The organism is Hymenobacter radiodurans (assembly GCF_004355185.1).
Classification (GTDB): domain Bacteria; phylum Bacteroidota; class Bacteroidia; order Cytophagales; family Hymenobacteraceae; genus Hymenobacter; species Hymenobacter radiodurans.
Genome location: NZ_CP037922.1, coordinates 492,873 through 519,720, shown reverse-complemented (window position 1 = coordinate 519,720; position 26,848 = coordinate 492,873). Strand labels below are relative to the sequence as shown.

General features: G+C 54.7%; 21 protein-coding genes, 2 tRNA genes and 1 pseudogene. 10 read left to right on the top strand and 14 right to left on the bottom strand.

The genetic code is table 11. The features are described 5' to 3' along the window. Positions 1-224 precede the first annotated feature (224 nt). From EPD59_RS03325 to EPD59_RS03310, 4 genes are all read left to right on the top strand, one after another. Positions 225-3,083: a TonB-dependent receptor gene (locus EPD59_RS03325; protein ID WP_133271549.1), complete on the top strand. Its 2,859-nt coding sequence runs from the start codon at positions 225-227 to the stop codon at positions 3,081-3,083. Positions 3,084-3,306: 223 nt separating this feature from the next. Next, positions 3,307-4,668 carry a T9SS C-terminal target domain-containing protein gene (locus tag EPD59_RS03320; RefSeq protein ID WP_205703479.1) on the top strand — a complete coding sequence of 454 codons (1,362 nt, stop codon included), beginning with the start codon at positions 3,307-3,309 and terminating at the stop codon, positions 4,666-4,668. Positions 4,669-4,777: 109 nt separating this feature from the next. Then, the gene (locus EPD59_RS03315) at positions 4,778-6,013 is read left to right on the top strand and encodes a glycosyltransferase (RefSeq protein ID WP_133271548.1); all 1,236 of its coding nucleotides are present in this window, start codon (positions 4,778-4,780) and stop codon (positions 6,011-6,013) included. After that, positions 6,007-7,305 (top strand): lipopolysaccharide biosynthesis protein, encoded by a 1,299-nt coding sequence (locus EPD59_RS03310; RefSeq protein WP_133271547.1) that lies wholly within the window; start codon positions 6,007-6,009, stop codon positions 7,303-7,305. The genes EPD59_RS03315 and EPD59_RS03310 overlap by 7 nt, the downstream gene beginning before the upstream one ends. A gap of 45 nt (positions 7,306-7,350) precedes the next feature. Here EPD59_RS03310 and EPD59_RS03305 read toward each other — a convergent pair whose 3' ends face one another. From EPD59_RS03305 to mutS, 8 genes are all read right to left on the bottom strand, one after another. Next, positions 7,351-8,169: a class I SAM-dependent methyltransferase gene (locus EPD59_RS03305; RefSeq protein ID WP_133271546.1), complete on the bottom strand. Its 819-nt coding sequence runs from the start codon at positions 8,167-8,169 to the stop codon at positions 7,351-7,353. A 29-nt stretch (positions 8,170-8,198) separates the two neighbouring features. Further along, a complete protein-coding gene (locus EPD59_RS03300; protein ID WP_133271545.1) occupies positions 8,199-9,197 on the bottom strand; it encodes an AAA family ATPase in 999 nt (332 codons plus the stop codon). A gap of 141 nt (positions 9,198-9,338) precedes the next feature. After that, on the bottom strand, positions 9,339-11,216 hold the full coding sequence (locus EPD59_RS22180) for a PAS domain-containing sensor histidine kinase (RefSeq protein WP_240731785.1): 1,878 nt from the start codon (positions 11,214-11,216) through the stop codon (positions 9,339-9,341). A gap of 77 nt (positions 11,217-11,293) precedes the next feature. Next, the gene (locus EPD59_RS03290) at positions 11,294-13,351 is read right to left on the bottom strand and encodes a PAS domain-containing protein (RefSeq protein WP_133271543.1); all 2,058 of its coding nucleotides are present in this window, start codon (positions 13,349-13,351) and stop codon (positions 11,294-11,296) included. 144 nt (positions 13,352-13,495) lie between these two features. Then, positions 13,496-13,578: transfer RNA gene (locus tag EPD59_RS03285), tRNA-Leu, on the bottom strand. Further along, on the bottom strand, positions 13,561-13,725 hold the full coding sequence (locus EPD59_RS24020) for an HNH endonuclease (RefSeq protein ID WP_394347236.1): 165 nt from the start codon (positions 13,723-13,725) through the stop codon (positions 13,561-13,563). The genes EPD59_RS03285 and EPD59_RS24020 overlap by 18 nt, the downstream gene beginning before the upstream one ends. 473 nt (positions 13,726-14,198) lie before the next feature. After that, positions 14,199-14,274, bottom strand: a tRNA-Gly gene (locus EPD59_RS03275). Between the two features lie 183 nt (positions 14,275-14,457). After that, positions 14,458-17,169, bottom strand: a complete 2,712-nt coding sequence (gene mutS, locus EPD59_RS03270) for a DNA mismatch repair protein MutS (protein ID WP_133274581.1) — start codon at positions 17,167-17,169, stop codon at positions 14,458-14,460. Positions 17,170-17,316: 147 nt separating this feature from the next. Here mutS and EPD59_RS03265 point away from each other — a divergent pair, with 147 nt between their 5' ends. Then, a complete protein-coding gene (locus EPD59_RS03265) occupies positions 17,317-17,853 on the top strand; it encodes an RNA methyltransferase (RefSeq protein ID WP_133271541.1) in 537 nt (178 codons plus the stop codon). 98 nt (positions 17,854-17,951) lie between these two features. On the opposite strand, the gene EPD59_RS03260 is transcribed toward EPD59_RS03265, so the two are convergent. From EPD59_RS03260 to EPD59_RS03250, 3 genes are read right to left on the bottom strand one after another with little or no spacing between them, the layout of a single operon-like run. After that, the gene (locus tag EPD59_RS03260) at positions 17,952-18,758 is read right to left on the bottom strand and encodes a T9SS type A sorting domain-containing protein (RefSeq protein WP_133271540.1); all 807 of its coding nucleotides are present in this window, start codon (positions 18,756-18,758) and stop codon (positions 17,952-17,954) included. Further along, complete coding sequence (locus tag EPD59_RS03255; protein WP_133271539.1) at positions 18,718-19,770, bottom strand: hypothetical protein; 1,053 nt, start codon at positions 19,768-19,770, stop codon at positions 18,718-18,720. The genes EPD59_RS03260 and EPD59_RS03255 overlap by 41 nt, the downstream gene beginning before the upstream one ends. Continuing rightward, a complete protein-coding gene (locus EPD59_RS03250) occupies positions 19,767-20,522 on the bottom strand; it encodes a hypothetical protein (protein WP_133271538.1) in 756 nt (251 codons plus the stop codon). The genes EPD59_RS03255 and EPD59_RS03250 overlap by 4 nt, the downstream gene beginning before the upstream one ends. Positions 20,523-20,731: 209 nt before the next feature. On the opposite strand from EPD59_RS03250, the gene EPD59_RS03245 reads away from it, so the two are divergent. From EPD59_RS03245 to EPD59_RS03235, 3 genes are all read left to right on the top strand, one after another. Next, positions 20,732-21,145: a DUF6438 domain-containing protein gene (locus EPD59_RS03245; protein WP_133271537.1), complete on the top strand. Its 414-nt coding sequence runs from the start codon at positions 20,732-20,734 to the stop codon at positions 21,143-21,145. Positions 21,146-21,232: 87 nt separating this feature from the next. Further along, positions 21,233-21,691, top strand: a complete 459-nt coding sequence (locus EPD59_RS03240) for a hypothetical protein (protein WP_133271536.1) — start codon at positions 21,233-21,235, stop codon at positions 21,689-21,691. Beyond that, entirely contained in the window at positions 21,688-22,494 is an 807-nt protein-coding gene (locus EPD59_RS03235; RefSeq protein ID WP_133271535.1) for a J domain-containing protein, read from the top strand. The genes EPD59_RS03240 and EPD59_RS03235 overlap by 4 nt, the downstream gene beginning before the upstream one ends. Positions 22,495-22,569: 75 nt before the next feature. Here the strand turns inward: EPD59_RS03235 and EPD59_RS03230 are convergent, their stop codons facing one another. Together EPD59_RS03230 and EPD59_RS03225 are read right to left on the bottom strand one after the other, a co-directional pair. Continuing rightward, entirely contained in the window at positions 22,570-23,334 is a 765-nt protein-coding gene (locus tag EPD59_RS03230; RefSeq protein ID WP_133271534.1) for a TerC family protein, read from the bottom strand. Between the two features lie 114 nt (positions 23,335-23,448). Continuing rightward, positions 23,449-23,939, bottom strand: a pseudogene (locus tag EPD59_RS03225) (YajQ family cyclic di-GMP-binding protein). A 252-nt stretch (positions 23,940-24,191) separates the two neighbouring features. Here EPD59_RS03225 and EPD59_RS03220 point away from each other — a divergent pair. Continuing rightward, on the top strand, positions 24,192-24,635 hold the full coding sequence (locus tag EPD59_RS03220) for a GNAT family N-acetyltransferase (RefSeq protein WP_133271533.1): 444 nt from the start codon (positions 24,192-24,194) through the stop codon (positions 24,633-24,635). Between the two features lie 118 nt (positions 24,636-24,753). Next, a complete protein-coding gene (locus tag EPD59_RS03215) occupies positions 24,754-25,221 on the top strand; it encodes a PaaI family thioesterase (RefSeq protein ID WP_133271532.1) in 468 nt (155 codons plus the stop codon). A 346-nt stretch (positions 25,222-25,567) separates the two neighbouring features. Here EPD59_RS03215 and EPD59_RS03210 read toward each other — a convergent pair whose 3' ends face one another. Continuing rightward, positions 25,568-26,563: an NYN domain-containing protein gene (locus tag EPD59_RS03210; protein ID WP_317128446.1), complete on the bottom strand. Its 996-nt coding sequence runs from the start codon at positions 26,561-26,563 to the stop codon at positions 25,568-25,570. Positions 26,564-26,848 lie beyond the last annotated feature (285 nt).

The window sequence follows — 26,848 nt, the reverse complement described above, 5'->3', positions numbered from 1 at the left end:
TATTGATGCCCAGCTAGCTATTGGCAGCACCAACCCGTTACTAACTTCCTGATTTTCTATCTGGTACCATCTAGTTCAGAAACCTTATCTCAGAGACTTGCTTCAGATTAAGGATGATGATGAGATATGGGAACGACCCAGTGGCTAGTAGCAGACGTGGTTAACGATTATATAACATGCAGGAAATATTGAGCTAATAGCCCCCCGGTACTTTTGTGGCCGATATGGGAAACATCTGCTCAAAAAAGGCTTTTATAGCCCTGTTCTTCACCGTTTTTACCCTAACAGTAGGGTTTGCCCAAAACGGTATCCTTAAAGGCACCATAAAGGACGCCACAACCCAGGAAGGAGTTATCGGCGGAACAGTCCGGCTGGCAGGCACGACGCTAGCCGAGCAAACGAATGTAGACGGCAGCTTCATTCTCTCGAACGTGCCCGCTGGCACCTACACAGTCATTATTACTTCTGTTTCCTACAAAAACCGCGAAATACCGCAGGTGGTAGTGAAAGCGGGTGAAACAGCGACGGTAAACTCGACCTTAGAAGAGGACACCAAACAGCTCGGAGAAGTAGTTGTGCGGGGCGTGCGGCGCACCAATACAGAGGTATCCGTTATATCTGAAATCCGAGAGGCCACGCAGGTAGTAAGCGGCATATCCTCGGAGCAAATTGTAAAAACCCAAGACCGTGACGCCGCTGAGGTGGTGCGCCGAATTCCGGGCGTGACCATCGTAGATAATCGTTTTATTCAGGTACGAGGTCTGAGTGAGCGATATAACTCAGTTTGGCTGAATGATGTAACCGCCCCCAGCTCCGAAACGGACAAGAAATCATTTTCCTTCGACATTGTACCGAGTGCGTTGCTCGACCGGGTGCTAGTATTTAAAGACCCGTCGCCGGAGTTACCCGGTGATTTCGCGGGCGGCTTGGTGAAAGTATACTTGCGCAAGCCGGTACTTAATGAGCGTCTGCTGACGGTGAACTACTCCGGCGGCTACCGCAATGGCACCACTGGTAACACCTTTTATACCGACAAGGGCAGCAATACCGACTGGCTAGGCTTTGGTGCTTGGCAGCGAGAGCTACCGGGGGGCTTTCCGGTACTTGGTTCGGCCTACCAGCAGTACGAGCGTGATTTCTACGCGAAGCAACTGGACAACACCTTCCCGATCTTCAAAACCCGGGCGATGCCGGATGTGCGCTTCAACGCCTCCTACCTGGATCAGATTAATATAGGTGGCTTAGAAATCGGTAGCATTTCCTCGCTCAACTACTCTAATACGTTCACGAACTACAGCATCGACCGCAATGTGTATGATGCCAGCGGTGAACGCACGGACCGTTTGCGCGATGATCAATCGACCAATAACGTCCGCTTGGGAGCAGTGCAGAACTTCAGCCTCATGCTCGAGAATGGGGACAAGCTGGAGTTTCGCAACCTCTTCAATCAGTTTGGTCGCAACCAGCTCACTACCCGCGACGGCTACGATAACGAGGGCACGCAGGTACGCAAAAGCTACGCGATGGGCTATCAGGGCCGCACCACTTACACGGGCCAACTGGCAGGCACGCATAGCTTCAACGACGAAAAGACCAGCCTCGAATGGGTAGGTGGCTACGGTTACTCCAGCCGCAACGAGCCCGATTTGCGTCGGGTAGCTTACTCTGTCCAGCCGGCGGGAAACACAGAGTCAAAAACGCCCACCGAAACGGTGCTGACGCCGGCCGCTGGTCAGGTAGACGTGAACAATGCAGGTCGTCTGTTCCAGAAGCTGAACGAGGACATCTATACCATTAACGTCAACGGCAAGCACAAGCTACTGCTGGGTGAGCGGGAAGTGGAGATAGGCGCAGGTACGTATCTGGAATATCGCGACCGGAACTTTGAGGCGCGGGCTTTTGGCTATTCGCTCAACAGCACCGCCACCGATCAGACAATCCGCAACCAGCACATCGGTAACATATTTGCCCCCCAGAACATCGCATCAGGCGGTTTCCGTTTGGATGAAGACATCAACTCTACCTATCAGTACGGAGCCAGCAATGAGCTGGAGGCCGGCTACTTATCGGTGAATGTGCCGGTGACGCCAAAGATTAAGTTGCTGACCGGAGCACGGTTTGAACGCAACGTGCAGAAAATTCAGACTGGTTTGAATGGGCAACCAGTTAATCAGAACTACACCACCAATTTCCTGCTGCCTTCGGCCAATCTGAGCTATAATTTCTCAGAAACCAGCCTGGTGCGCACTTCTTACGGTCGTAGCCTGAACCGGCCGGAGTTTCGCGAGTCGGCACCGTTTTTCTACTACGATTTCGATTTCAACGTCCTCAACTACGGGTCGCTGTATTTGAGCCCAGAAAGCCCCCTGAAAGTTGCCACCATCGACAACGTGGACCTGCGCTATGAATTTTACCCTTCCGATGGGGAGCTGATTCACGTGGGGGCCTTTTATAAGAACTTCCGCAATCCGATTGAGAACATTGTAGTTGCTACGTCCAACCTAGCCTACTCCTTCGCTAATGCGCCAAGTGCTTATGCCTACGGCTTGGAACTAGACATCAAGAAGAACCTGAACTTCTTGGATGAGGCTTTCAGCACTAATGCCTTCACCAATCTGACGGCCGTATTCAATGCGTCGCTAATCAAAAGCGAAGTAAAACTAGGCCCCGACGTAGTTGCCTGGGACCGCAAACGGGCGTTGCAAGGCCAGTCGCCTTATGTAGTGAATACGGGTCTGTATTACCAAACCACGGATAATACCTGGCAGCTAGCCGCCCTCTATAACGTATTTGGCCCCCGCATCCTGTTTGCTGGCAGCGACCAGTACCCCGATGTTGTGGAGATGCCGCGCCACACCGTGGACCTCACGCTCACGAAAGCCATCTCCAAAAACTGGTCTCTTAACGCTGGTATTCAGGACGTGTTCAATCAGCGCGTGAACCTGCTCCAGGATTTCAACCGCGACAAGAAGTATGAGGTAGACGCCGATCCTTCCCTGAGCAGCTACCGCCGCGGCACTTACTATACCGTTGGCCTGCGCTTCAACCTCGATGGCAAAGCGCCCCGCACACCCCTCCCCTAGTCTCCAAAACGCTTTATCTAACTCCCATCAGCCAACAATTCACCTTTTGTATGAGTAAGAAAAAGCTATTACGCATCACCCCGCTGGCCTGCTCGGCAGCACTGATGCTGACTCTGGCAGCCTGCGAGAAGGAAAACACAACACCAGCTCCAAATCCGCCCCCACGGGCGGCACCGGCGGCACCACGCCTCCCGTCACCCCGCCCACTGGCCAATCGGTGGATGTGCAGGGCGAAATCACTACCAACACCACCTGGACAGCGACGAATAAATATCTACTCAAAGGATTCGTATATGTGCGTAGCGGCGCCACTCTTACCATTGAGCCTGGCACCATCATCAAAGGCGACAAGGACACCAAAGGCGCTTTAATAATTGAGCCGGGGGCCAAAATTGAAGCGAAAGGAACAGCCGCTAAGCCAATCGTCTTTACCTCAAACCAACCCAAAGGCTCCCGTAACTACGGCGACTGGGGTGGACTTATCATTGCTGGCAACGCGCCCGTAAACCCCGTTGACCGCCCTATTATTGAAGGCGGCCCTACTACCCGTTACGGCGGTACCAATGCTGCCGACAACTCCGGTACGCTACAGTATGTGCGCATCGAGTTCAGCGGCATCGCCTTCTCGCCCAATAACGAAGTGAACGGTCTTACTTTGGCCGGCGTGGGTAGTGGCACCACCATCGACCATATCCAAATCAGCTACAATGGCGATGACTCCTTTGAATGGTTTGGGGGCACCGTGAACGCGAAGTATCTGGTGTCGCACCGCGCCTTTGATGACGACTTCGATACCGACTTTGGCTACTCAGGCAAAGTGCAGTTTGGGGTATCCCTGCGCGACCCACTGCAGGCCGACCAATCGGGTTCAAAAGCCTTCGAGTCGGATAACGACGGAAATTCTTCCAATAACCTGCCCCGGACTGCACCAGTCTTCTCTAACATTACGGCCGTTGGTCCTCTCCTAAACCCTAACGGAATAGGGAACATCAGCAACCAATACACAGCTGGTGCCCATTTACGCCGCAACACTTCTACCAGTATTCTAAATTCGGTTATTATCGGTTATCCAACCGGGGTGCTGATTGACAATGGTGTAACGGCGGCCCGCATCGCGGCTAATGAGCTAGTGTTCAAGAACAACTTGGTAGCTGGTTCGCTTACCAACTCCAACTCCGTGCGGGGACAGCGCGACATTATTTATGTTGGCCCAGCGGGTGGCCCGAGCAATCTGACGCCCAACAATGCCATGAGCTCCGACTCAGCCGCCTGGGGTTCAGCTGTTGGTCCGCTTACGTGGTTGAAAGCTAACGGCAACCGGCGCTACACCACCGCCGACAATGTGCAGCTGTTGAATCCTTTCAATCTGACTGCGCCTAGCTTCCTGCCCCGCACCGCCTCCCCAATCGTGACGGTGAGCCCGGCCACGGCACCAGCTGCCCCTGCCAACTTTACGGATGCTAAGGTTTCGGATGCTTTTTTCACCAAAGTGGATTACATCGGCGCGTTCTCGGGCTCCGGTGCCTCATCTGATAACTGGCTAGCTGGCTGGACAAATTTTGATCCTCAGAATACCGATTACTAAGCTTATCCTTTATCATTATTTGGTAAATTATCCGTGAAAAAGAAGCTCCGGTAGGAGCTTCTTTTTTTATGCATTAGTAGGCCGATAAATAGTCCTTAGCTTAGTCACCATGAAGCCGCGCGTACTCATGCTGCCTAAGTGGTACCCCAACCGCTACGATGACCAAGATGGTGACTTCGTAGCGCGCCACGTAGCAGCTATTGCGCCCCACGCGAACGTAGTGGTCATATTCGCAACGGTAGCCAGCGGTCCGTTAACAGCCTGGATTGAGCGCGAGGAAGAACTAAACGCGGCTGTGCCGGTGCTACGCTACTATTACCGGGCGCGGCCCAGTGGGTTGCCTATCGTAGATAAGCTATTGAAGCTGCTGCTCTACTACTGGTGCGTGGCGCAAGGCTACCAACATGTGGTGAAGCGCTGGGGGGCAAATCCTGACTTAGTGCACGTGCATGTACTTCTGCGCACGGGATTAGCAGCCATTTGGTGGCGGTGGCGCTACGGAATTCCTTACATCATTACGGAACATTGGACGCTGTATTTGCCATTTCGGGCTCATTCTATCGGCTGGCTTCGCCGGCAGCTTACGCGGGTCGTTGTGCGCCGCGCCGCGGCGCTGCATACCGTATCGAAGGCGCTACAACAAGCTATGCAAAACCTGGGATTCAGAAATGACGCCAGCGTAGTCATTGCTAACGTAGTCGATACGGCGCTTTTTTGCCCCCCAGATGCTACGCGCGCTCCCCAGACGCTTTTGCACGTGGCCGCTTTTCACGAAGACGTTAAAAATCTGACCGGCATTCTGCGGGTGGTGGCTGGCTTACGCTCAACTTGGCCTAACCTGCGCATACATCTGGCTGGCTATGGCCCCGATGAAGTGCGCGTACGGCGCGTGGCCCAGGAACTAGGGTTGCTCACCGATGGCACGGTTACTTTCTTAGGTAAACTTTCGCATGCCGCCGTTGCCACTCAAATGCAACGCGCCACGACGCTGGTTTCCTTTAGCCGCGCCGAAACTTTTGGCTGTGTATTGCTAGAGGCCCGGGCTTGTGCTTGCCCCGTCGTGGCCACGAACACGGGCGGGGTTCCGGAGTTGTTTCAACCTTCCGGCCGCTTTGGTCTACTCGTAGCTCCTGATGATGAAACTGCCCTAGCGGCGGCTTTAGTAGCGGTATTGAGCGGCAGCGCAGCTTTTGAGCCCGACCTCCTTCGCTACGATGCTGAGCTTCGCTGTAGTCCGGCACGAGTTGGCAGCCAGTTCGCGGCTTTATACGCAAGCATACTGCGGCCCGCTGGGGGGCAAAATTCGGTGCAACTCAGCACTCCTTCAGCGCTTGTCTCATGCTGAAGCGGGTCTTCCAAAATATAGTCACGCGACTAGCGACGGCCGGAGGTAGCTTTGGTATTGTGTGGCTCACAGCTCGCTATTTAGGGGCAGCCGGCCGCGGCGCTATCAGCCTTTTCGTGACCGATTGTGCGTTGCTATTGCTGTTCGTCGGGCTGGTGGGCGGCGTTTCACTTATGTATCTGGCGCCGCGCCGCAACGTCTGGAACTTACTGATACCGGCTTACATGTGGGCCTCAATGGTATGTACCATAGGCGCAGTGGGTATTTGGGTGTGGCGGACAGTGTCCTTCAGCTACGTGGGGCATTTGTGGGGCGTATGTCTGTTGCAGGCATTTTTCCTGATAAACGCGGGGCTATTGCTAGGGCGGCGACAAGAGCGCACCTACAACTCCTTGCTGCTATTAGCTACCGGCTTGCAGGGCGGCTTGCTCCTGTTGGCTTTTACGCTGGGCCATTGGCACGCAGTTGAGGCGTACTATTACGCCGCTTACATCGCCCAAGGCATTCCTTTTCTACTGAGCCTAGTGCTACTCTACCACTTAGCCGACCGTTGGCAGATGAGCCGTCGGCTGCGCGCTTCGGCACGCGAGTTGGCGCGTCACAGCCGCGCTGCCCATCTGTCCAACATTCTATCCTTCATCAACTTCCGCCTCAGCTATTACTTCGTTGCCTATTATGCTGATACCCATTCCGTAGGAGTATTGTCCGTGGGGGTTGCGCTTACGGAGGCGGTTTGGGTGATTGCGCGTAGTGCTTCGCAAAGCCAATATGTCGACCTAATTTATGCGGCCGACAAACGCTCTCAGGTGGCTCCTACCCTGCGCGGTGTTCGCCTCACACTGCTAAGCACGACGGCTATAGTACTGGGGTTATGCCTGCTGCCAGCTAGCGCGCTGGCCGCTGTGTTCGGGGCTGACTTTGGGGAAGCGCGGCCCGTTATCCTGCTGCTGGCTCCGGGAGTAGTGGCCATGGCGGTCAGCATTATTCTCAACTCCTACTTTGCCGGTTTAGGACGCTATCAGGTTAATACGGCGGCGGCCATTGGGGGGCTTTTTGTCACGGTTCCGGCGTGCTGGCTACTGATTCCCCAGTGGGGAATTGAGGGAGCAGCAACGGCGGCTACCTTGTCCTACCTCTTCTCGACTGCGTATCTGCTGCGGGCTTTCCGAGTTGCCAACGGTCTACCACTAAGCGATTTATTGCCTGGAAAAGCTGAGCTGCACTACCTTATTCAACTGCTGCGTCTTCAAAAAAGCAAAGTTGAGCCCCCAAGAGAAGTAGCCGTTAAATAGATTTTCACCAGCTCATTAAGCGCCATTGCACTTTTTTTCGCCGGGTTACTGCGGCTGAATGTGTACCGAAAATGCGGGCACTGGATCCGCCAGCGGATTGGGGGCAGAGGCAAGCAGCGGCTCGGGCAAGTACATGGCACAGAGCGTATTCGCTACCTGCACTAGTTGCCCCCCAGCGTCAGGGGGCAGTCCGGCCATGATGCCGGCCAGCACTTCCCAGCGTGGCTGACCCGGTTGCCGGGCCGCGTCGTGCCACACGACTATCGTGCGGGGATGGACTAAATGTTCAAATACGCGGCGCGTATCCATGCGTACCGCTTCGTAGTGGTGGTCGCCGTCAATAAAAATCAAATCAAAAGCCTGGCCCAGTCCCGACAAGTCATAAGTGGCGGAGTTGCCATAGAGATGCTGCACATTAGCCAAGTCTTTCGAGAAAAACCCATGTAGCTCGGCGTAGCGGGCAGGCAACCCCATAGCCCGCATTTCGGCTGCCGATAGGTTGAGCGTATGAACCGACTTGACTACCTCCGCCACATTGGCCGCGCTTTCGCCCCGCCACGTCCCGATTTCGAAGTAGCGACAACCGGTTATAGAACGGGCCAGACCACGCAATAAAGCCAGGTCCGTAGGTAGCGAGCCACCGTCGCGAAAGGCAAACGGCTGCACAGTATCGCCGCTGGGGGGCAAAAACGACGTGAGCGCTACTGTCGGCAACCCCTGCGCTGTCAGGCTGTGGCGGCCGGCGGCGTGGGCCAAGGCCTGGCGCTGCCACGCCACTTCATCGGCGGCTAGTACATGGTTGAGCAACCACGGATTCCGCACAAGGCTACCGAGCGCCCGCAGGGTTTTGGTAAGGCGAGACACAGTGTGGCAGGGCGGGTTTAGGCGTGAAACTAGCTGATCGGCACTTTTTTCAGAATGGCCTCAATCAAATCCTGCGTACGGATGCCATCGGCTTCGGCTTCGTAGTTGAGCAAAATGCGGTGATTGAGCACATCGGTGGCTACCTCTTTAATGTCTTCGGGCAATACGTAGTCGCGGCTGTCGAAGAAGGCGACAGCTTTGGCAGCGCGGTGCAAAGCAATGCTGGCCCGAGGGCTTACCCCAAACTGCACGTACTGCGCAAACTCGGCCAAATCGTACTCAGCGGGCTTGCGGGTAGCAAACACCAGCTCCACAATGTATTTCTCCAGGGTTTCCGAAATCTGAACCTGATTGATTAGGCCACGCACGCCAAACACGTCTTCCTTGGTAAGCACCGGACTGACATCGCCCACGTAGCTGAGGTTGGCCATGCGGCGCATCACCTCCAATTCATCGGCTTTCTTCAGGTAATCGACATACACTTTCATCATGAAGCGGTCGACCTGAGCTTCGGGCAGCGGATATGTACCTTCCTGCTCCACTGGGTTTTGCGTAGCTAACACCAGGAAAGGCAAATCAAGCGGGTAGGTGGTCTCGCCGATGGTGACCTGTCTTTCCTGCATGGCTTCGAGCAGGGCACTCTGTACTTTGGCTGGGGAGCGGTTTACTTCGTCGGCCAGTACCAAATTGGCGAAAATAGGCCCTTTCTTAACCTGAAATTCCGACTGATTCTGATTGTAAATCATGGTGCCGACCAGGTCGGAGGGCAACAAGTCGGGTGTGAACTGCACGCGCTGAAAATGCAGGTGCAGCACTTTGGAAAGCGTGCTGATGGTCAGTGTTTTGGCCAGACCAGGCACGCCTTCCAGCAAAATATGCCCCCCCGTAAATAACCCAATCAGCAGCCGATTAACCATGTATTGCTGCCCTACTACCACTTTGCCTACTTCGGCAAACACCTGCTTGATTTTATCCTGGTAATAAGCAAGCTGATCGGCGGCGGAGGCGGTAGAATCGGGAGCGGCCATAGGGGAGAGCGAGGAGGAAAGGCTTAAAAGTAGTGATTCGGATGCTTAGCGGCCGAAGCATTTTGCGGTCGGGAGCGTACTACAACTCCGGTTTTGCTGCCTTAGTCTGTCTACGGCCATATTTTCTCTTAAACTCCTCACCTATTTGGTGCTGCGCACTTGGTGCTGCGGACTGAAATATACCCGAAACGTAGTGCCTTGGCCCACGGTGCTTTCCACTTCCACGTGGCCGCCAGCCTGCTGAATAATTCGGTTGACGAGGTGCAAACCCATGCCGGAGCCCGCTACGTGGTCGTGGAAGCGCCGAAACATTTGAAATAGCTCCGCACCATGGCGGACCATGTCAATTCCCAACCCATTGTCGGCTATGGTGAGAACGGGAACGCCGTCGATTAAATCGGTGCGCACCCGGATATAGGGCGGCCGGCCGGGCATAGCGTACTTCAGCGCGTTGCTGAGCAGATTATAGAGCACGCTTTGCAAGTTGCTACGCACAAACCACAGCGTGGGCACGGCAGTGGTATCCAGATCAAATTTGCCCCCCACTTCCTCTACCTGCTCTTGCATACTGCGAATAACCGACTGCGCAAGCAACTTAACGTCCACAGCCTCGGCGGGAACCTGCTCGTGGCGGCGCTGCACCTGCACTAGGTCGGCCAGGTCCTGAATGGTGCCATAGATGCGCTGTAGCGCTTCTTCAAACATGGCAATCAGCTCGGCCGTGTCGGGGTCGTTGAAATGGGTAGTGCGGGTCAGCTCCTCAAAAATGCCCGCCATATTGTAAATGGGCTGCCGGAGGTCGTGCGAAGCAGTATAGACGAAGTTGTCCAGGTCCTGATTGATGCGAATCAATTGAGCGTTTTGCGTCTGCAGGTGCTGTTGCGCTTGCTTGAAATCATCAATATCGGTGCACGATCCAAACCACTTTATCACCTCGCCGGCGGTATTACGCAGGGGCTCGGCTCGGCCCAAAAACCAGCGGTAGCCCCCCTGGCGCGATACAAACCGGTACTCAATCTCATATTTGCCCCCCGTCCGGGCGGCTTCGGCCCAAGCTGCCTGGGAGCGTTGCTGGTCGTCGGGGTGAATAAGATTCAGCCACGCTACCGAACCCAAACTTTCACTTGGATGAAAGCCCGTGGCATCCCACAATTGCTGATTGAAGTAGTCTACTTCACCGTCGGCCGCAGCCGTCCACACAATTTGGGGGATACTCTCGGCGAGGAAGCGGAACTGCTCATCGCGGCCCCGTAGCTCCGCTTGCAGCGCCGTGGTCTGTTGGCGGGCCCGCACCTGCTCCGTTACATCGATTCCAAAGCCGAGAATACCCTGAGTCTGCCCTTTCGCATCGTACAACGGTTGGTACACAAAGTCGAGGTAGTATTCCCGGTTGCCGCCAGTTCCAGGATCAAACAAGGTGATGGGTGTTTCGCGCCCTATGTATGTTTTTTTCGAAGTATACACCTCGTCCAACAGCGCTACGAACCCTTGCTCCACTAGCTCCGGGAGTAAATCGGCCACTCGTCGGCCAAGTTTTATGCGCCCGCCCATGAGAACGTTATAGCCCGGATTGACAAAGGCATAGCGGTGTTCGGGGCCCGTTACGGTGGCAATGTACGCCGGCACCTGACTCAGAATCTGCTGCAGTTGCTGATCCTTAATCAACAGTTGGTCCTGCAGGTCGCGCAGGTCGTGAATGTCGGTGCTCGAGCCATACCAGCGCCGCGGCAGCCCGGTGGTCACGTCCAGGTCGGGAACGCCCTGCCCCAGATACCAGCGGTACTGCCCATCGTGACGGAGCATGCGAAACTCGCACCGCCACGGCCGCAACTCGTTGGTGGCGACTTGTATTTCTTTTTGCAGCGCTTCCAGATCGTTGGGGTGGACGATATCAGCCCAACTGCTCTGCAAAGCCGCGTCAGCACTCATACCCGTATAGGCGAACGACTGCGGGCTGATGTAGCTTAGCCGTCCGTCGGTTTCGGTCACGAAGGTGATAAGCGGCAGGCTCTCGGCCATCATCCGCAGCTCCCGGTCGCGCCGACTCATTTTGGCCTGCAACACCTGGGTCTGCCGGCGTGCTTTTACCTGCTCCGTTACATCGTAGGCAAATACGGCAACGCCCACAGTAACTCCATTTTCCCGGAAAGCCTGATAGGTGAAGTTGAAATAGATGGATCTGGAGCCATTACCAGACCGCTCATATACCTGAAACGGCAACTCATTCCCAAAAAAGTTTCGCCCGTGTGGTACACCCGATCAAGCAGTTCCATAAAGCCCTGCTCTACGGTTTCAGGCAGCGCCTCAATCATGGCTTGCCCCATCAGTTCCCGATCCGGAAACAGCTCTTGAAACCTAGGATTGAAGTACTCGAAACGGTGCTCTGGGCCGCGCAGAATGGCAATACTGGCCGGAGTTTGCTGGAAAAGCTGATAAAACGTTTCGCGCTGTTCTATCAGCTGCAAGGAGCCAGCCTGCACTTCCTCCATTAAAGCCTCCGCCCGTTGGCGGGAGCGCACTTGCTCGGTCACCTCCACGATAAAGGCCAGTACTCCCTGAATTTGCCCCCCAGCATCGCGTAGAGCCTGGTAGGTAATATCAAGATAAGTCGGTCGGCGCTCACCCCTCACGGGATCTACCAATTCAAGGTAGGTTTGGAGATTAGCCACCGATTCACCCGTTTGGTAAACGCTATCAAGTTTATCGATAATACCTTGCTCTACCAGCTCCGGCAAGCATTCAGCCACCGGTTTGCCCAATTTGGCCCGGTAGCCTACCAATAGGTCGTACCCGGGATTGGTGAATGCATAGCGATGATCAGCGCCTTCGAGCGTAGCAATGAGGGCCGGACTTTGGCGCAGAATCTGGTGGAGCTGCTCGTCCTTTGCCGCTAGCTGTTGCTGAAAGCGCTTATGCTCATCAATATCGGTATTGGTGCCTACCCATCGCAATATGCTGCCATTAGCCGCGCGAATAGCTTCACCGCGGGCCAAAAACCAACGGTAGCCTCCTTGCCGATCACGCCAGCGGTGCTCGGTTTCAAACACTGTTCCTTGGCTCACGGCCGTTTGCCAGCGCTCCACGGTGGTTGCAAGGTCGGCGGGGTGGACAAATCCTTCCCAGCCCCAGTCCTGCATCTCCTCAAAATTGCTCCCTGTAAAGTCGTACCAACGCTTGTTGTAATAAGTTACGCCCCCATCAGGCCGTGAAACCCAGGCCATTTGGGGCAGGGCTTCCATTACCTGATGAAATTGTTGGTCCTGAAAGCGTACTTCTTCCATCAATTCAGCCGCGCGCTGCTTGGCTCGCACCCGCTCCGTTACATCTATTCCAAATACCAATACACCTTGCGTTTGTCCCTTGTCGTCGGTTAGGGGACGCAGCACTCCGTCGAAATACAAAGTTTCGCCGGGGGAGTTGGTTGCCGAAGCAGGCTGCTCGGTGGGCATTTCACTCAGCTCAAACGGTATTCCCGTCTGGTATACCTGGTCTACCAAGCGGATGTAGCCAGAATCAACCAGCGAAGGGCGAGCTATGGCAGCTGGCGTACCGAGCGTTGCTGCCTCACCCAACAGCTGTTGGGCTTGCTCATTAATAAAGCCGTACACATGACCAGGGCCTAAAAGGGTGGCTATCTGAGCTGGCACCTGCCGTAAGATTTGCTGTAGCTGCTGGTCGGATACTACTGGCTGCTGATGCTTCTGCACCGTTTCCGTGTCGGCGCTATTCCAGTGGATCGTTTGGCTGGTGTTTTCGTGCGAGGCAGGTGCCGGCCCAGCTTCCACACTATACAGAACGTAGCGTATTTTGTCCCCCGCGCCTACCACCGGCCACGCCCGGCTGTGCCAACTGCGTATGTCACCACCTGATGCATTAATCGAAACTGCCACCACAGGGTTTACAGTAAGCGTCTGCTCATGGGAGGTGTGATGGTCCAGCACATGACGTAAGGACGCATACAGGCTTTGCCGCGCGCTTCCTTGCTCGGGCAAAACCTCTTTTAATGGTTTGCCCAGAAGCTGCTCCTTTGCTTTTCCGGTTGCTCTTTCCAGCCCAGCCGAAACCGCTACAATAACCAATTCAGGACTACAAGCCAGATAGCTACCTGGCAGCGTTTCGAATAAGGCTTGATAGTCAACAGAATCTGCGGTCATACAAGTGGAGCACTGCCTTTAGGCGCAAGTAAGGCACCCAACACTAATCATAAAAGTAAGGTACGCTACCGGGCGCATTTCAACCTACAGATTCTGATATAAAGCAAAAAAGCCCCCTGCACAGTTGGCAGAAGGCTTTTAAAGTACCAGAGACGGGAATCGAACCCGTACTTCCAAAGGAAACAGCATTTTAAGTGCTGCGTGTCTACCTATTCCACCACTCCGGCTCTTGCTTGGTTCTTACCCCGGTATGTTGGAGTTTGAGCGTGGCAATTTGGGCACAATAACTGTAAATTCTCAATTCTATGATCATTATTTACGCCATTCACGTGATGGAGTTCCAGTGGAATGGGTTGTTTTAGCCACTCACTCATCCTACACCGCTCGCATTGATGAAGCTTAAGACCAGCATTTAACAACCGATATTTCAGTCGATTGCTCGATGTGTACTTAGAATTTTGGACGAGAACATTCTCCCACGAAAAGCATTTTGCAAATGGTTGATACCGGTCGCCCACATTCCAGCCCTTACCAGTAAAATGGCTTCTATCAAGGGCTAGCTTATCGATACGCGCTTGCACCGTCTTATAATTGCCCCCCGCCGGCACCAGCCCTAACTGCACAATTACTTGTGCTATTGATAAACTTTGGGCTACAGCCTCGCTAAACTCCTGGTCCGATATCTTTCTTCGCATGCAAAAAATGTCTGCGCAAAGATAGCCACATCGCTAAAACAGGTAGACATGTATTTATCAAGCTAAATACATGTCTACCTGTTTCCCTGCCCACGTATTGAACAGACAAAAAACAAAAAAGACGCCCCGTTCAGGAAGCGTCTTTTTTGTTTTGGAGCGGGAGACGAGGTTCGAACTCGCGACCTCGACCTTGGCAAGGTCGCGCTCTACCAACTGAGCTACTCTCGCTTGAGGTACGCCGCCGAAGCAGCGAATGGTGCGACAAAAGTACAACGTATTTCGCTTTTGTCAAGAGGTGAGGCCACATTTTTCTTGATTTATCTTGCAAAAAAGTTGCTTCGCCCTCATTGTCAGGCACTTTTTTTACTTCTGCTTCAACTCTTTGTTTTGCGCACCATCAAATCCAGGGACTTATTTGCCCCCCAGCGCCAGTTTCAGCTCATTCAGCTTCAGCAGTGCTTCGATGGGCGTAAGCGTATTTACATCAAGCTGCTGAATAAGTTCGCGTACGCGCTCCAAGGCGGGGTCGGCGGGCTCAAACATACTCAGCTGTAGGCTCGGACGCGGGGCCGTAGCTACGGCCGCCACGGGCTGGGCCCGTGGGCCGCGCTGGGGGGCTTTTTCGTGCGTATGGCCGTTGAGCGGCAGCACCTTACCACCTTGCTGCTCGGGCTCCAATCCTGCCAATAGCTCATCAAATTCAGTGGGCGCATCTGCTTCGCCATCGCCGGCGTGAGCCCGCTCCTGCTCCAAGTGGTGCATAATCTCGTTGGCTCGCAGTACCACCGAAGTAGGCATACCCGCCATGCGTGCCACGTGAATACCAAAGCTATGCTCCGAACCACCCGCCACCAGCTTGCGCATAAAGAGAATGCGCCCATCGGCTTCCTTCACGGCCACGTTGTAATTGCGCACGCGGGGGCAGTCGTCGGCGAGCTGGTTTAGCTCATGGTAGTGCGTAGCAAACAGTGTTTTGGCCCGCGCTTTTGGGCTATTGTGCAGGTGTTCCACAATGGCCCAGGCAATGCTGATTCCGTCGTACGTGCTGGTGCCGCGCCCAATTTCATCCATCAGCACGAGGCTGCGGTCGGAGAGGTTGTTCAGGATGCTGGCCGTTTCAGTCATCTCCACCATAAAGGTACTTTCGCCCTTGCTGAGGTTGTCGGAAGCACCTACGCGGGTGAAAATTTTGTCAATGACACCAATAGTGGCCGCATCAGCGGGTACGAAGGAGCCGATTTGAGCTAGCAGCACAATAAGAGCCGTCTGGCGCAATAGTGCCGACTTACCCGCCATATTAGGACCCGTAATGACCACAATCTGCTGGTCATCCTGGTCCAAACAAATATCGTTCGGAATGTAAGCCTCACCGGGGGGCAATTGTCGCTCGATCACCGGGTGGCGACCTTGGCGAATGTCGAGAATGCCACCATCATTCACCGTTGGCTTCACATAGTTGTATTGGCGCGCGGTGGCCGCAAACGAGGCCAGGCAATCGAGCACGCCAATGGCGCGGGCATTCTGCTGAATCTGCGGCACATAGTCGGCAGCAGCTTGCACGAGCTCGTTGTAGATATTCTGCTCGATGATGAACAAGCGGTCCTCAGCGTGCAGAATTTTCTCTTCGTAGGTCTTTAGCTCCTCCGTAATGTAGCGCTCGGCGTTTACCAGCGTTTGCTTACGAATCCAGGTGGTTGGCACTTTGTTCTTGTGCGCATTCGACACTTCCAGGTAATAGCCAAATACCTTATTGTAAGCTACTTTCAGCGAAGAAATACCCGTATTCTGCTGCTCACGCTGCTGCAACTGCAACAGATAGTCCTTGCCCGAAAAAGCAATACTGCGCAGCTCGTCCAACTCCTTATCGATGCCGTCGTTCAGCACGCCTCCCTGGTTGGTAAGCACAGGCGCGTCGGGCCGAATTTTGGCCGTAATATCTGTTCGCAGTGTGTCGCAGGCGTTCAGCTGATCAGCTAGCTTCTGTAAGGCGCGGATGCCTGAACCGGCTAGCACAGTCCGAATGGGGCCAATGGCCTCCAACGCCCGACTCAATTGCAGGAGTTCGCGCGGGTTGATTCGGCGCACGGCCACCTTCGAAATCAGGCGCTCTAAGTCATTGATCTGCCGCAGGTTTTGGGTTATTTCTCCTAAAAGGTCGGTATCAGCCAACAAAGCCTCTACAGTATCCAGCCGGCGCTGAATCTGGGCGGCTTCTTTCAGCGGCAACACTACCCACTTGCGTAGTAGTCGGGCGCCCATCGGCGTTACTGTTTGGTCCAGAATATCAATTAAGGGCACACCGCCCAAGTGCTGGGGCTGTACCAGCTCCAGGTTGCGCACGGTAAAGCGGTCCAGCCACACGTATTTGTCCTCCTCAAGTCGCCCAATGCCGGCAATGTGGCCCACATTGGTGTGCTTGGTTTCGGCCAGATAGTGCAGAATGCAGCCCGCCGCCGTGATGCCCTCGCGCAGACCATCGATGCCGTACCCTTTAAGCGAGGTAGTTTTAAAGTGGCGCGTGAGTGTATCGTGGGCGTAATCAAAGCCAAATACCCACTCATCAAGCGCGTAGTGGCAAAAGTCGGGGCCGAAATGCTGCTCAAACTCTTGACGACTTTTCTTGCAGAAAAGCACTTCGGCCGGACCAAAGTTTTGGAGCAGCTTGCCTAAGTACGGTACGTCGCCCTGCGCCACCAGAAACTCGCCGGTGCTGATGTCGAGGAAGGAAATGCCGGCTTCCTGTTTGCCAAAATGCACCGCACAGAGGTAGTTGTTGGACTTGCGCTCCAGCACATTATCGTTGAAGGACACGCCGGGCGTTACCAACTCCGTCACGCCACGCTTCACCAGGCCCTTGGCTTGCTTGGGATCTTCGAGCTGGTCGCAGATGGCCACGCGTTGCCCAGCACGCACCAGTTTGGGCAGATACGTATCGAGGGAATGGTGAGGAAAGCCCGCCAATGCCACTTCCGAAGAGGTGCCAGCACCGCGCTTCGTGAGCACAATGTCCACGATACGACTCGTGGTGACAGCGTCCTCGCCGAAGGTTTCGTAAAAATCGCCTACCCGAAACAGGAGCAGCGCACCGGGGTACTGCTGCTTTAGCTGGTAATACTGACGCATGAGGGGCGTCGTTTCGAGAGTAGGCGCCACGGCGGCGTAAGCTTCGGAGCGCGGACCTGGGCCTTTTTTGACTTTTGTTTTCAACTGTTTCTGTGCTTTTGGGCCACTCTTGGCCAGCGCGCCGGAACGCGTTCCTACCTTTGCGCTATGCGCAAACTTTCGATGGAAGAACTGAACCGACTGACGGTGGCAGACTTCAAAAATACGCAAAAAATCCCCCTAACCCTCGTGCTCGATAACGTGCGCAGCCTACATAATGTGGGCGCCGCCTTCCGAACCGCCGATGCATTTGCGGTAGAGAAAATCTGGCTCTGCGGCATCACAGGGCGCCCGCCGCACCGCGAGATTACCAAGACGGCCTTAGGCAGCACGGAGTCGGTAGCGTGGGAATTTGCCCCCCAGACCACCGATGTAGTGCGCCAGCTGCAAGCCGCCGGCTACGTGGTGATTGCCGTGGAGCAAACGGATAGTAGCCAGTCGCTCAGTGCTTTCCAACCTGATCCAACGAAACCCTACGCGCTGGTGATGGGCAATGAGGTGTTTGGAGTGGAAGACGAAGTATTAGCCCTCTGCGACGCGGCCGTAGAGATTCCACAATTCGGCACCAAGCACTCCTTGAACGTATCAGTAGCGGCGGGCGTGGTACTTTGGGACTTCATGCGGAAGATGGGTTTTGGCAACTAGCTAGCATCGGGCTGGGGGGCTTTTTTAGTCCGTGATTACAGCCCACAAAAAAGCGGCAGCCCCAATGTGGAGCTGCCGCTTTTTTATTTGGCGAAGAGCTATTTCGTGATCAGCACTTTGCGCATGGCGGCGTCGCCTTCTACGCCCACACTCACCATGTACATGCCAGCGGAAAGCGCACTCAAATCGAGTGCTTGCTTCAACTCAGTTTGTGCACCAGCCAATGAATGACGCAGCACTACCTGCCCCAGATTGTTGCGCACGATAATCTGCAAATTGGTAGTGGGCTTCGCAAAGCGGGCCTGCACCGTGAATTTGCCTTCACTTGGGTTGGGGTACACGTTCAGGCCGCCAGTCTTTTTCAGCTCAGAAGCTAAGCTGGTAACGGTGTTATCCTGAATGCGCAGATTGTCGATGGCCCAGCCCCAGCCGTGCGCACCCGGATCGGCGAACAGGCGGAAGCGCAGCCGCACTACGTCGCCAGCGAGGAAGTAGCCGTTGTCGCGCAGGTTCATCGCACGGGGCAAAAAGAGCGCCTGCGTACCCACCGCCGTAGAGTTTTGCTCTCCATCAATGGTGCTATTATACACGGCTAACCACTCCTCTTTATCACGGGAATCGTAGCCATCAGCCACTGGGTTCCAGGTCTGACCGCCATCCTTGCTACCTTCTACTACAACATAGTCGAAGAACTCGACACTAGGGAAAGGAGCACCGTCCGTACCCGGCTCCACTAGCACTACCTCATCGAAGGTAATCGTAGACTTTGCCGGATCAGCCTCGACAATAATCGGGGTGAGCAGCTGATAGATCAGCGTATTATCGGCATCAGGGTAAGGATGAACGGAGTGGATGGCCAGATCATTAAAGCCGGTTGGCTGCGCGATGGAGAAGCCATTGCCCACAAAATCGGGGGCGTAGTTGCTGTAATCGCGTTGAAATTATTGACGTAGGAAGCCTGGGGGCTTTTATACTAACCACCGGCACCCGGTAGGCGCCACTGGCCGGACTTACCGTTTGGTTGGCATTAGAAGAGGCATCGCGGGCGATAAGGCGGTAGGAAATTAAGTCACCGGCCACAATGGGCGCGCTCCCCGTGCTGGCAATGGAGCCTCTATACGTAATGTTATCAGCCTGGCGCGTTAGGTTGAAGGTGGGTCGGGCCACGCCATTTACGCTGTATTCAACCGACACAGATGCTATTCCAATATTATCACTGGCCTGGGCCGTCAGCACTAAAGGCAGGTTGCTGACAAAGATGAACGGCGCTGGCTGATGAACCAGTGCCGGCGGCACAACGTCGGGACCAACGAAGAATTGGTAGCGCGGCTGCGTATTAGGCGCATCCGTAGCCAATAGCACCCCAGGGGCCGTGTATGTGCGGCCCGTTTCCACATCAGCGGCCGAGATATAATAGCTTACCCGCCGGCCTAAGCCTGGATTGGGAATGGTGGCCGTGTACTGCGTAGAGCCGCTGGCCGCCGTCATGGGCAGCACAATATCGGTGGCACCCGGCGCGTCGGTACCATTGTCGACGCGGTAATAGAGGCGCACAGAGCCCGGTACGATAGTACCGTCACTCACCACATTCGCCCGCACTACAAAGTCTTGGGCGGTTTCGGTGTCGCGCAAGGAAGGATTATGACGAATAGCGGTGTTAAACCAACCCATTTCGTCGAACATTTTGAGCGTAATGGGGCCGGGGTTTTGAATGGCCTCGGCGGCTCCAACCTGGGGTGTCATCAAAGAATTCGGGTCGCCAGCACGGTAGGACGTTTCATTCAAGTGTGAAATGCTGGAGCCTCCATCATATTTGGTGGGTGCGTACAAGCGGGCGCGCTGCCCATTTGTTACAGCGTTAACTAAGGGGCTACCGAAGTACAAGTCATTACTGGTGAATTGTGCAGCAAGGTTCACGGAAGGGCTTGGAAACAGACTGCTGCTAGCCAGCCGCTGCCCCCGCCATTTTCGATGTAGGTAGAGAAAACCCATGGAAAGCCGGAGCTATTTAGGCTGGCTACTGCCCCTGTTACGGGAGGCGGATCGGTGTAGCTAGAAGCCGACACAAAGCCCAGGCCGTGGCCTAGCTCGTGCAGCACTACCGTTACCAAGTCGTATTTGCCGGCGGGCGGCAGACCATCGAGGCCCAAGTACCAATCGAAGTTGCTGCTGAACTCGGCGCTGATGTCGGCATTAGTGCCATTCAGGTCCTGGCCGGCAATTTTTTCAGCCAGTGCTACCGGATACCAGATGTTGCTTTTGGGAGCACCCGGCAGGTTCCGATAAATCTGGGTGGTACCGGCGGCGCCAAGCACGCCTTCATCCAGGGCTTCCCAGCGCGCTTCAACCCGGATAACGACCGGCGAGAAGAGTAAAGATTGCCAGATATCGACCGCTTTCTGGAAGGCCGCGCGGGCATCAGGCGGGAAGCCAATGTAGGTAACCTCAATGCGGGCCTGATCGGCAGTGGGCCGACCGGCACTCCGGTTGAGGAACTGGGCCGGGGGCGCCACGTAGGTGTGCATGTTCTCGGGCCGGGCGTAGCATATTATGGGTTTCGCGGGCCGCGACTCCAGCGGCAGCTCGGCCTGCGACACCAGCTTTTGCTGCGCGCGCGCGGTGCCCAACGCTCCGCATGCTAGTAAAGAGAGTAAGAGTAGTTTTTTCACAAATGAACGAACGGCGTATTCGGCCAATAAAAGCTGTAGATCCTTAAATTTAGAGTATCACGCTCATTTTTCCGAAAAAATATCCCTTCTTACTGGTATGCTCCTATTGGCTTCGGCATTTGGGCCGAATCTGGGCTCTTTTTATGACAAAGCTATTTTGTATTAGGGCTTTACCCAGCCTGCTTTTATTGTTAGCTGTTACTTGCCTGGTGGCTTGCCGACCAGTACAGGCCGCCACCGAAAAGCTCATGCAATTGGAGCGCACCGCCTGCATGGGTCCTTGCCCCGTCGATCAGATTACGGTGTACACCGATGGCCGCTTGGAATATAAAGGCGGCGAAAATGCCCCCCGCCAAGGCACGTATGCGGGGCGCTTGACGGCGGCCGAGCGGAAGCAGCTTATCGCCAAGTTCGACGCGGCTAGTTTTTTTGCTTTGCAGGACAGCTACACCTCTACCAAGCTCGACTATCCTACGAAGTACATTACCTACTGGAAGGGAGGTAAGAGCAAGCGTATTCGGGATTATGACGGCGCTCCGGCGGCTCTCAAAGGCTTAGAAGCAGAATTAATTAAACTAATAAAAGCTGACCGCTGGCAGCAGAGCGCCGTGCCGGCCAAATAGTGCAGGTATAGAGCGTAAACCTTGCTGATTACCTTAGCTTTCACCACTCAATTCCCTCATGTAAGCCGCTGGGGGGCTTTTTTTCTTATGAGCCAGACTTCTGCCGCTTTTACTCCCGCCGACCGCGACGCTGCCATTCTTAGTTCGCGCCCGCTGGTTGAAACGGCCTTTTTGCCCCCCACCGCCGATGGCCCCACCGTGGGCGACTTTCTGCACCGTACGCTCCGGCCCGTGCTGAAGCTACAAAATGAGTTGCTGCTGCTGCTGGTGGCCGATTTTATTCAGGAACACCACATTCCGTTTCTCACCTCAGCGGTAGTGGAGCAGCAGCGGGTGGTGGCGGAGCTGCTCACGCGCAATGTGAAGCTGCGCTACCTACTGGTGGGCACGGTGGTTGGGTTATTGACGCAGAGTGAGTTGGCTTTTTACCGCCCCCACCGCGCAGAACTGAACCGCCGCCTGTTGGAGCTGGCTATTCGGCGGGTGCAGGACCATGTGGCTGCCCTAGCTACCCTACTTGCTGAAGGAACTGCGGCTGGGGAATGATTACACATTATGAGGCGCTGGAGGTGTCTGAGCAAGCGTCGGCGGCCGACATCCGGCAGGCTTATCGGCGCTTAGTACTCCTCACCCACCCCGACCGCACCCAAGATCCGGCCGCGCACGAGCGTTATTTGGCCGTAAACCGCGCTTACGAAATATTGAGCTTACCCGACAAGCGCAAGGCGTACGATGCCCGGTTGTGGGCTTTGCGCAATCCGCCTTCGCCGGTGGTGTCTCGCCCTGTTGTTCCGCGGCACCCCGATCCGGCTTATCGAGGACCGATGCCGCGTCCTGTGCGCCGCGTTAGCTTGCAGGAACGCTATGCAGCCCAATATGCACGCGTATTAGGTGGGCTGCGCCCTATTATGCTAGGTAGCCTAGCATTATGCTTGACTTTTATAATCGATTATTCTTTAGCCTACGAACAGGTAGAGCGCATCGAAGAGTCACTTTTCGACGTGTACTATTCGGGAGGTTCTAAGCATAGCCGCGGCACTCGCCACACTTATTTTCACCACCGAACGGACCAAGGTCGCTTTGATAGCGATGAAAGTATCGCACTAGGCGAAGCTGTACGTGTAGAGCGCACTCCAATCATTGGCAAGGCTTTACAAGTGGTACGTAGCAATGGTCAGTATATAATACCCATGAACCTGTATACAGAATCGTTGGTGATGCCATTGCTACTTTTTATTAGCGCGGGCCTAACACAGATAAAAAGGCTCGGTAATGATGCCCGATTAGGGACAGGTCTAATGACGCTAGTGTTACTGATAGTGACCCTTTATTTATTGATCTCTGCTTAAAAACACGGTGCCCTAGCTTCTGACGTATCATATCGCTAGGGCACTGCAGGAAAAATAAAACGCTCAAATCGCGTCTTAATCGAAGCGTGAATCGCGCAGCTCCACTGGTGGCACCTTTTTGCGGAGGCGCAGATTCAGCAGTTCCACGCCCAGGGAGAAGAACATGGCGAAGTAGACGTAGCCCTTCGGAATTTCCTGGTGAAAGGATTCCATCACCAGCATAATACCGATCATAATCAGGAAGGACAGGGCCAGCATTTTTATCGTTGGGTTCTGATTTACGAAGTCGCCGATCATCTTGGCGAAAATCAGCATGATACCCATAGCGATGATAACCGCCAGAATCATCACTAGTACGTTATCCACCAAGCCCACGGCCGTCAGGATCGAGTCGAAGGAGAACACAATGTCGATGAGAATGATCTGGACAATGACGCGGGCAAAGCTGCTGTAATTGCCCGCTTCGTGGCTTTCTTCTTCGCCCTGAAGCTTGGTATGAATCTCGGTGGTGCTCTTAGCCAGCAGGAAAAGCCCCCCAGCGAACAAAATCAGGTCGCGGCCCGATACGCCGTGGTCAGCCGCCAGAAAGGGAAGATTGATTGTAAACAAGGGCTCCTTCAGGCTGACAATCCAGGTGATGCTCAACAGCAATCCGATGCGAAACAGCAGCGCCAACATCAGGCCTATGGTGCGTCCGCGCCCTTGTTGGTCCTTCGGCAACCGATTGACGATGATGGAGATAAAGATGATGTTATCAATGCCCAGCACCACCTCCATGAAGGTAAGCGTGAGCAGGCTGACCCAGGTATTAGGATCGGAGAAAACAGAAATATCGAACATTCAAACGCAGGTTTTGCAGAGTAAACGAAAAGCAATGGATCAAAGAAACAAAAAATGAGCAGAGGCCGCCGATTCAGCTACCAGCGGCGTCTGCTCCCTTCTCAAAAGCTGGCGTTAGCTTTTCATATTCACGAATTGCAGCGGAATGCCTAGGTCGGCGCCGCGCAGCAGGGCCATCACCTGCTGGAGCTCGTCAATTTTTTTGGAGGCCACGCGCACCTGCTCATCCTGGGTTTGCACATCTACTTTCAGCTTGCTGTCTTTGATGAGCTTGCCGATTTTGCGGCTGGTATCTTTGTCGATGCCGGCCCGCACTTTCACCGTTTTCTTGACCAGCGCCCCGAGGCCTGCTCCTCTTCGGAGAAGTCGAGGCAGGTGCCGTCGAGGCCCTGCTTCACGATACGACCCAGCAGGATATCCTCCAAGGACTTCACGCGCATGGAGTTCTCGGAGCTGAGCTGAATGGTATTGGCTTTTTTGTCCAACTCGATGCCGCCCTTAGTGTCGCGCAGGTCGTAGCGGGTCTGAAGTTCTTTTTTGGCCGTATTCACCGCATTTTCGAGCGTCTGCGGATCTACTTTGCTAACAATATCGAAAGAAGGCATTGGTAGGATTTGAGGAGTGGAGTAATCTGTACGTCAGTCCGGCCGTCGGGGTGACGTAAGTGCCAAAGGTAGGCGTTTGCCAACGTTTGCGCACGGTTGTGCTTTAGGCTGTCAGTTCACAATTTGCCCCTCGCCACGTGCGGGTTTCCGTTATCTTGCCTGGCCACTCTGCCACTTCCTGCACATGATGGCTGGGGGGCAAATTGGCCTAGTCAACGCATCCACGCACCGTCATTCGATTTTCAATCACCGATGATTATCCGCCAGCCCAGTACCGCCGCCGACTTTGCTGCCTATTACGCCCTGCGCTACCAAGTGCTGCGCCAGCCCTGGCAGCAGCCTCCCGGCTCAGAGCGCTCCGACGACGACGCTGCCCCCACTACTCACCACGCCATGGCCGTAGCCGATGATGGTAGCATAATCGGGGTGGCGCGCGTGCAGCCGTCCGGACCGGGCCAGGTGCAGGTGCGCGCCGTAGCCGTGCACCCCGACTGGCACGGCCGCGGCATTGGGCAACAGCTCATGACGTATTTGGAAGAATACGCAGCCGCGCAAGGTTTTACAGAATGCATCCTCGACTCCCGCGAGTCGGCAGTAGGGTTTTATCAGAAGCTAGACTATGAGATTGTGGCGCCTTCGCATACGCTGTTTGGCGTCATTCCCCATTTTCGGATGCGCAAGTCACTGGCCACATAGCTATTGGCTTCTATGTCTAACGCTATGTGTACGATAGCCAAGTCTTTGGAAATTACTGGAGGGCGCCAAGTGTTATTGGGGGGCTTTTTTAAGAAGGAACCGTATCTTTTCAGCTACTATGGAACCTACTCAAAATGTTGCCACGCTTATAGCGCTGTACAATCAAATCAACAACTACGGCCGCACCAATGGGATGGAGCTCAGCATGACGAAGCCCGGCGAAGTGACCTACTCCATGAAGGTGCGCGAAGATCATCTGTCCTCGCCCGGCACCTGCCACGGCGGCGTGCTGGCCGGCTTGATGGACGCGGCGCTGGGCGCAGCCGCGCTCAGCCTGGCTTTTACCGCCAGCGAGTTAGTCTCAACGGTCGAATTCAAGATAAACTACCTGCTTCCCGTTCGTCTGCACGACCACTTGTTGGCTCGCGGCCATGTAGAGCACTCTGGCAAAACCCTCATTGTAGCCAGCGCCGATATCTATTGCGCCACCCGCGAAATAGTAGTAGCCCGCGGCCTCGGCACCTTCAATCGCTACCCCGCCGACAAGCGTGACTTTCACGAGTTACTATTCCCAAAGGAAGAGTAGTTGGATTAGCACGCCGCTTATCAAACTCCTGATCACTATTTATATTAAGACCGTCATGCAGCGCAGCGCGAAGCATCTCGCACGCAGTCGTTAGATTCACTAATCTAACCTCAGCACGCGAGATGCTTCGCGCTGCGCTGCATGACGGCCAAGATGATGGTTGAGGTATGTATAGTGGCAGTTGTAGTTTATTGGTCTCAATATTTACCTAAAAAGCCCCCCGTAGCTATATGGGGGGCTTTTTAGGTAAAGAAATTCGGCCCTCATTCTCTTGTTACAAGAGAATGAGGGCCGAAAGTGAATGGTCGCCGAACCGCTGGGTGGAATTAGAGCGGAATAAATTAGCTTACAAGTGCTCCGAGGTGTTGGCTGACTCGTGCTCTTCGTTTTCGGTTTCGTCGTCGTACTCGTCGCCTTCCTGTGGGGGCTGTACTTTACGCACGTTGCGGGCGCAGTCCTCGTCGCGGTGGTTGCGGCCCACGGTAAACTCTACCCAATCGCCCTCGTGCAAGTCGTTGAAATCGCCTTCCGACATGTCAGCGTAGCTGAAGAAGAGGTTATTGGGGGGCATTACCACGAAGCCAAACCCGTTTTTCAGGTTCTTGATCGTGCTCATTCCCACCGTGCCTACTGGACCGGCGGCCGTAGGGCCGGTTGGGCGGGCAGGCTTCACGGTAGGGAAAGGAGCAGGCTCGGGCTGGGTTACGAATAGATTTTCGATCAGCTCGTCGTTGCTGGCGAGGCCGGCGTCAATCACGTCGTGCATGGAGATGGGGTACGTAGCATGCTCCAATAGCTGCTGAGAAGCGCGCGTTACGCGGTTCTCGCCTTTGAAATCCACATACTTGAAGTCCCAGTTCAATAGCATCACGCGGGTGCCGATGGTGTTGAGCTTCTTGATCAGCGGGGCGTAGTCGCTGTCGCCGGCGATGAGCACAATCACGTCGAAGCTTTTGTGCAGGGCAAGCTCCAGGGCTTCTAGGGCCAGCCATACATCAATGCCTTTCTCCTGCAACCGGCCGTCGCGGGTTTTCAGCGGCATGTAGTGGGTAGTTACACCCAGGTGCATCAGAATATCGTCGAGCAGACGGTCGTGGAACAGGCGGTCTTTGTCGCGGGCTTCGGTAGCGCTTAGCCGGCCCCGGAAAAAGTGGGAGTCGGTCACCTGGCTCAGGCGAACGTCTACGTCTTCTTCTTCGGCTACTTGGTGGCGGATATATTCGTGTAGACCTTCTAGACTGATACGAGCTTTACGCTCATGCTGGAAGTAGTAGTAATCGCTGATTTTCAGGAAATAATTGCCGTCGTAGAAGACGCCTATCCGAATCAGAGGGCTATTCATCTGGTTCATACTAATAAATTTTTGTGCGCAAGTGAGGTGTGAAATAGGAGCGGGTAAATATGTTCGGCAGGGTAATCAAACAGTAGTAAATGGCCGGCCAAAGATACAAAGCACGCTGCTCGCACTACCTAGAATAGTTAAAGCAATACTTAAGTACCGCGTCGTTGGGTGAGCCAATCGCCTCGAATCACAACCGGAGGCGATGCTAGTTTAAGAGCTCGGAAAAGAAGAAGTTTAAATAAGAACTAAAGTAGAAAGCCACCAGGCGCTGCCGGAATCGCAGTA

Excerpts from the sequence above, each read along its gene's own strand:
- EPD59_RS03220 (WP_133271533.1), top strand. The coding sequence starts at position 24,192 with ATGATTATCCGCCAGCCCAGTACCGCCGCCGACTTTGCTGCCTATTAC.
- EPD59_RS03310 (WP_133271547.1), top strand. The coding sequence starts at position 6,007 with ATGCTGAAGCGGGTCTTCCAAAATATAGTCACGCGACTAGCGACGGCC.
- EPD59_RS03235 (WP_133271535.1), top strand. The coding sequence starts at position 21,688 with ATGATTACACATTATGAGGCGCTGGAGGTGTCTGAGCAAGCGTCGGCG.
- EPD59_RS03300 (WP_133271545.1), bottom strand. The coding sequence starts at position 9,197 with ATGGCCGCTCCCGATTCTACCGCCTCCGCCGCCGATCAGCTTGCTTAT.
- EPD59_RS03315 (WP_133271548.1), top strand. The coding sequence starts at position 4,778 with ATGAAGCCGCGCGTACTCATGCTGCCTAAGTGGTACCCCAACCGCTAC.
- mutS (WP_133274581.1), bottom strand. The coding sequence starts at position 17,169 with ATGCGTCAGTATTACCAGCTAAAGCAGCAGTACCCCGGTGCGCTGCTC.
- EPD59_RS03215 (WP_133271532.1), top strand. The coding sequence starts at position 24,754 with ATGGAACCTACTCAAAATGTTGCCACGCTTATAGCGCTGTACAATCAA.
- EPD59_RS03230 (WP_133271534.1), bottom strand. The coding sequence starts at position 23,334 with ATGTTCGATATTTCTGTTTTCTCCGATCCTAATACCTGGGTCAGCCTG.
- EPD59_RS03325 (WP_133271549.1), top strand. The coding sequence starts at position 225 with ATGGGAAACATCTGCTCAAAAAAGGCTTTTATAGCCCTGTTCTTCACC.
- EPD59_RS22180 (WP_240731785.1), bottom strand. The coding sequence starts at position 11,216 with ATGGCCGAGAGCCTGCCGCTTATCACCTTCGTGACCGAAACCGACGGA.
- EPD59_RS24020 (WP_394347236.1), bottom strand. The coding sequence starts at position 13,725 with ATGAGTGAGTGGCTAAAACAACCCATTCCACTGGAACTCCATCACGTG.
- EPD59_RS03240 (WP_133271536.1), top strand. The coding sequence starts at position 21,233 with ATGAGCCAGACTTCTGCCGCTTTTACTCCCGCCGACCGCGACGCTGCC.
- EPD59_RS03290 (WP_133271543.1), bottom strand. The coding sequence starts at position 13,351 with ATGACCGCAGATTCTGTTGACTATCAAGCCTTATTCGAAACGCTGCCA.
- EPD59_RS03210 (WP_317128446.1), bottom strand. The coding sequence starts at position 26,563 with ATGAATAGCCCTCTGATTCGGATAGGCGTCTTCTACGACGGCAATTAT.
- EPD59_RS03265 (WP_133271541.1), top strand. The coding sequence starts at position 17,317 with ATGCGCAAACTTTCGATGGAAGAACTGAACCGACTGACGGTGGCAGAC.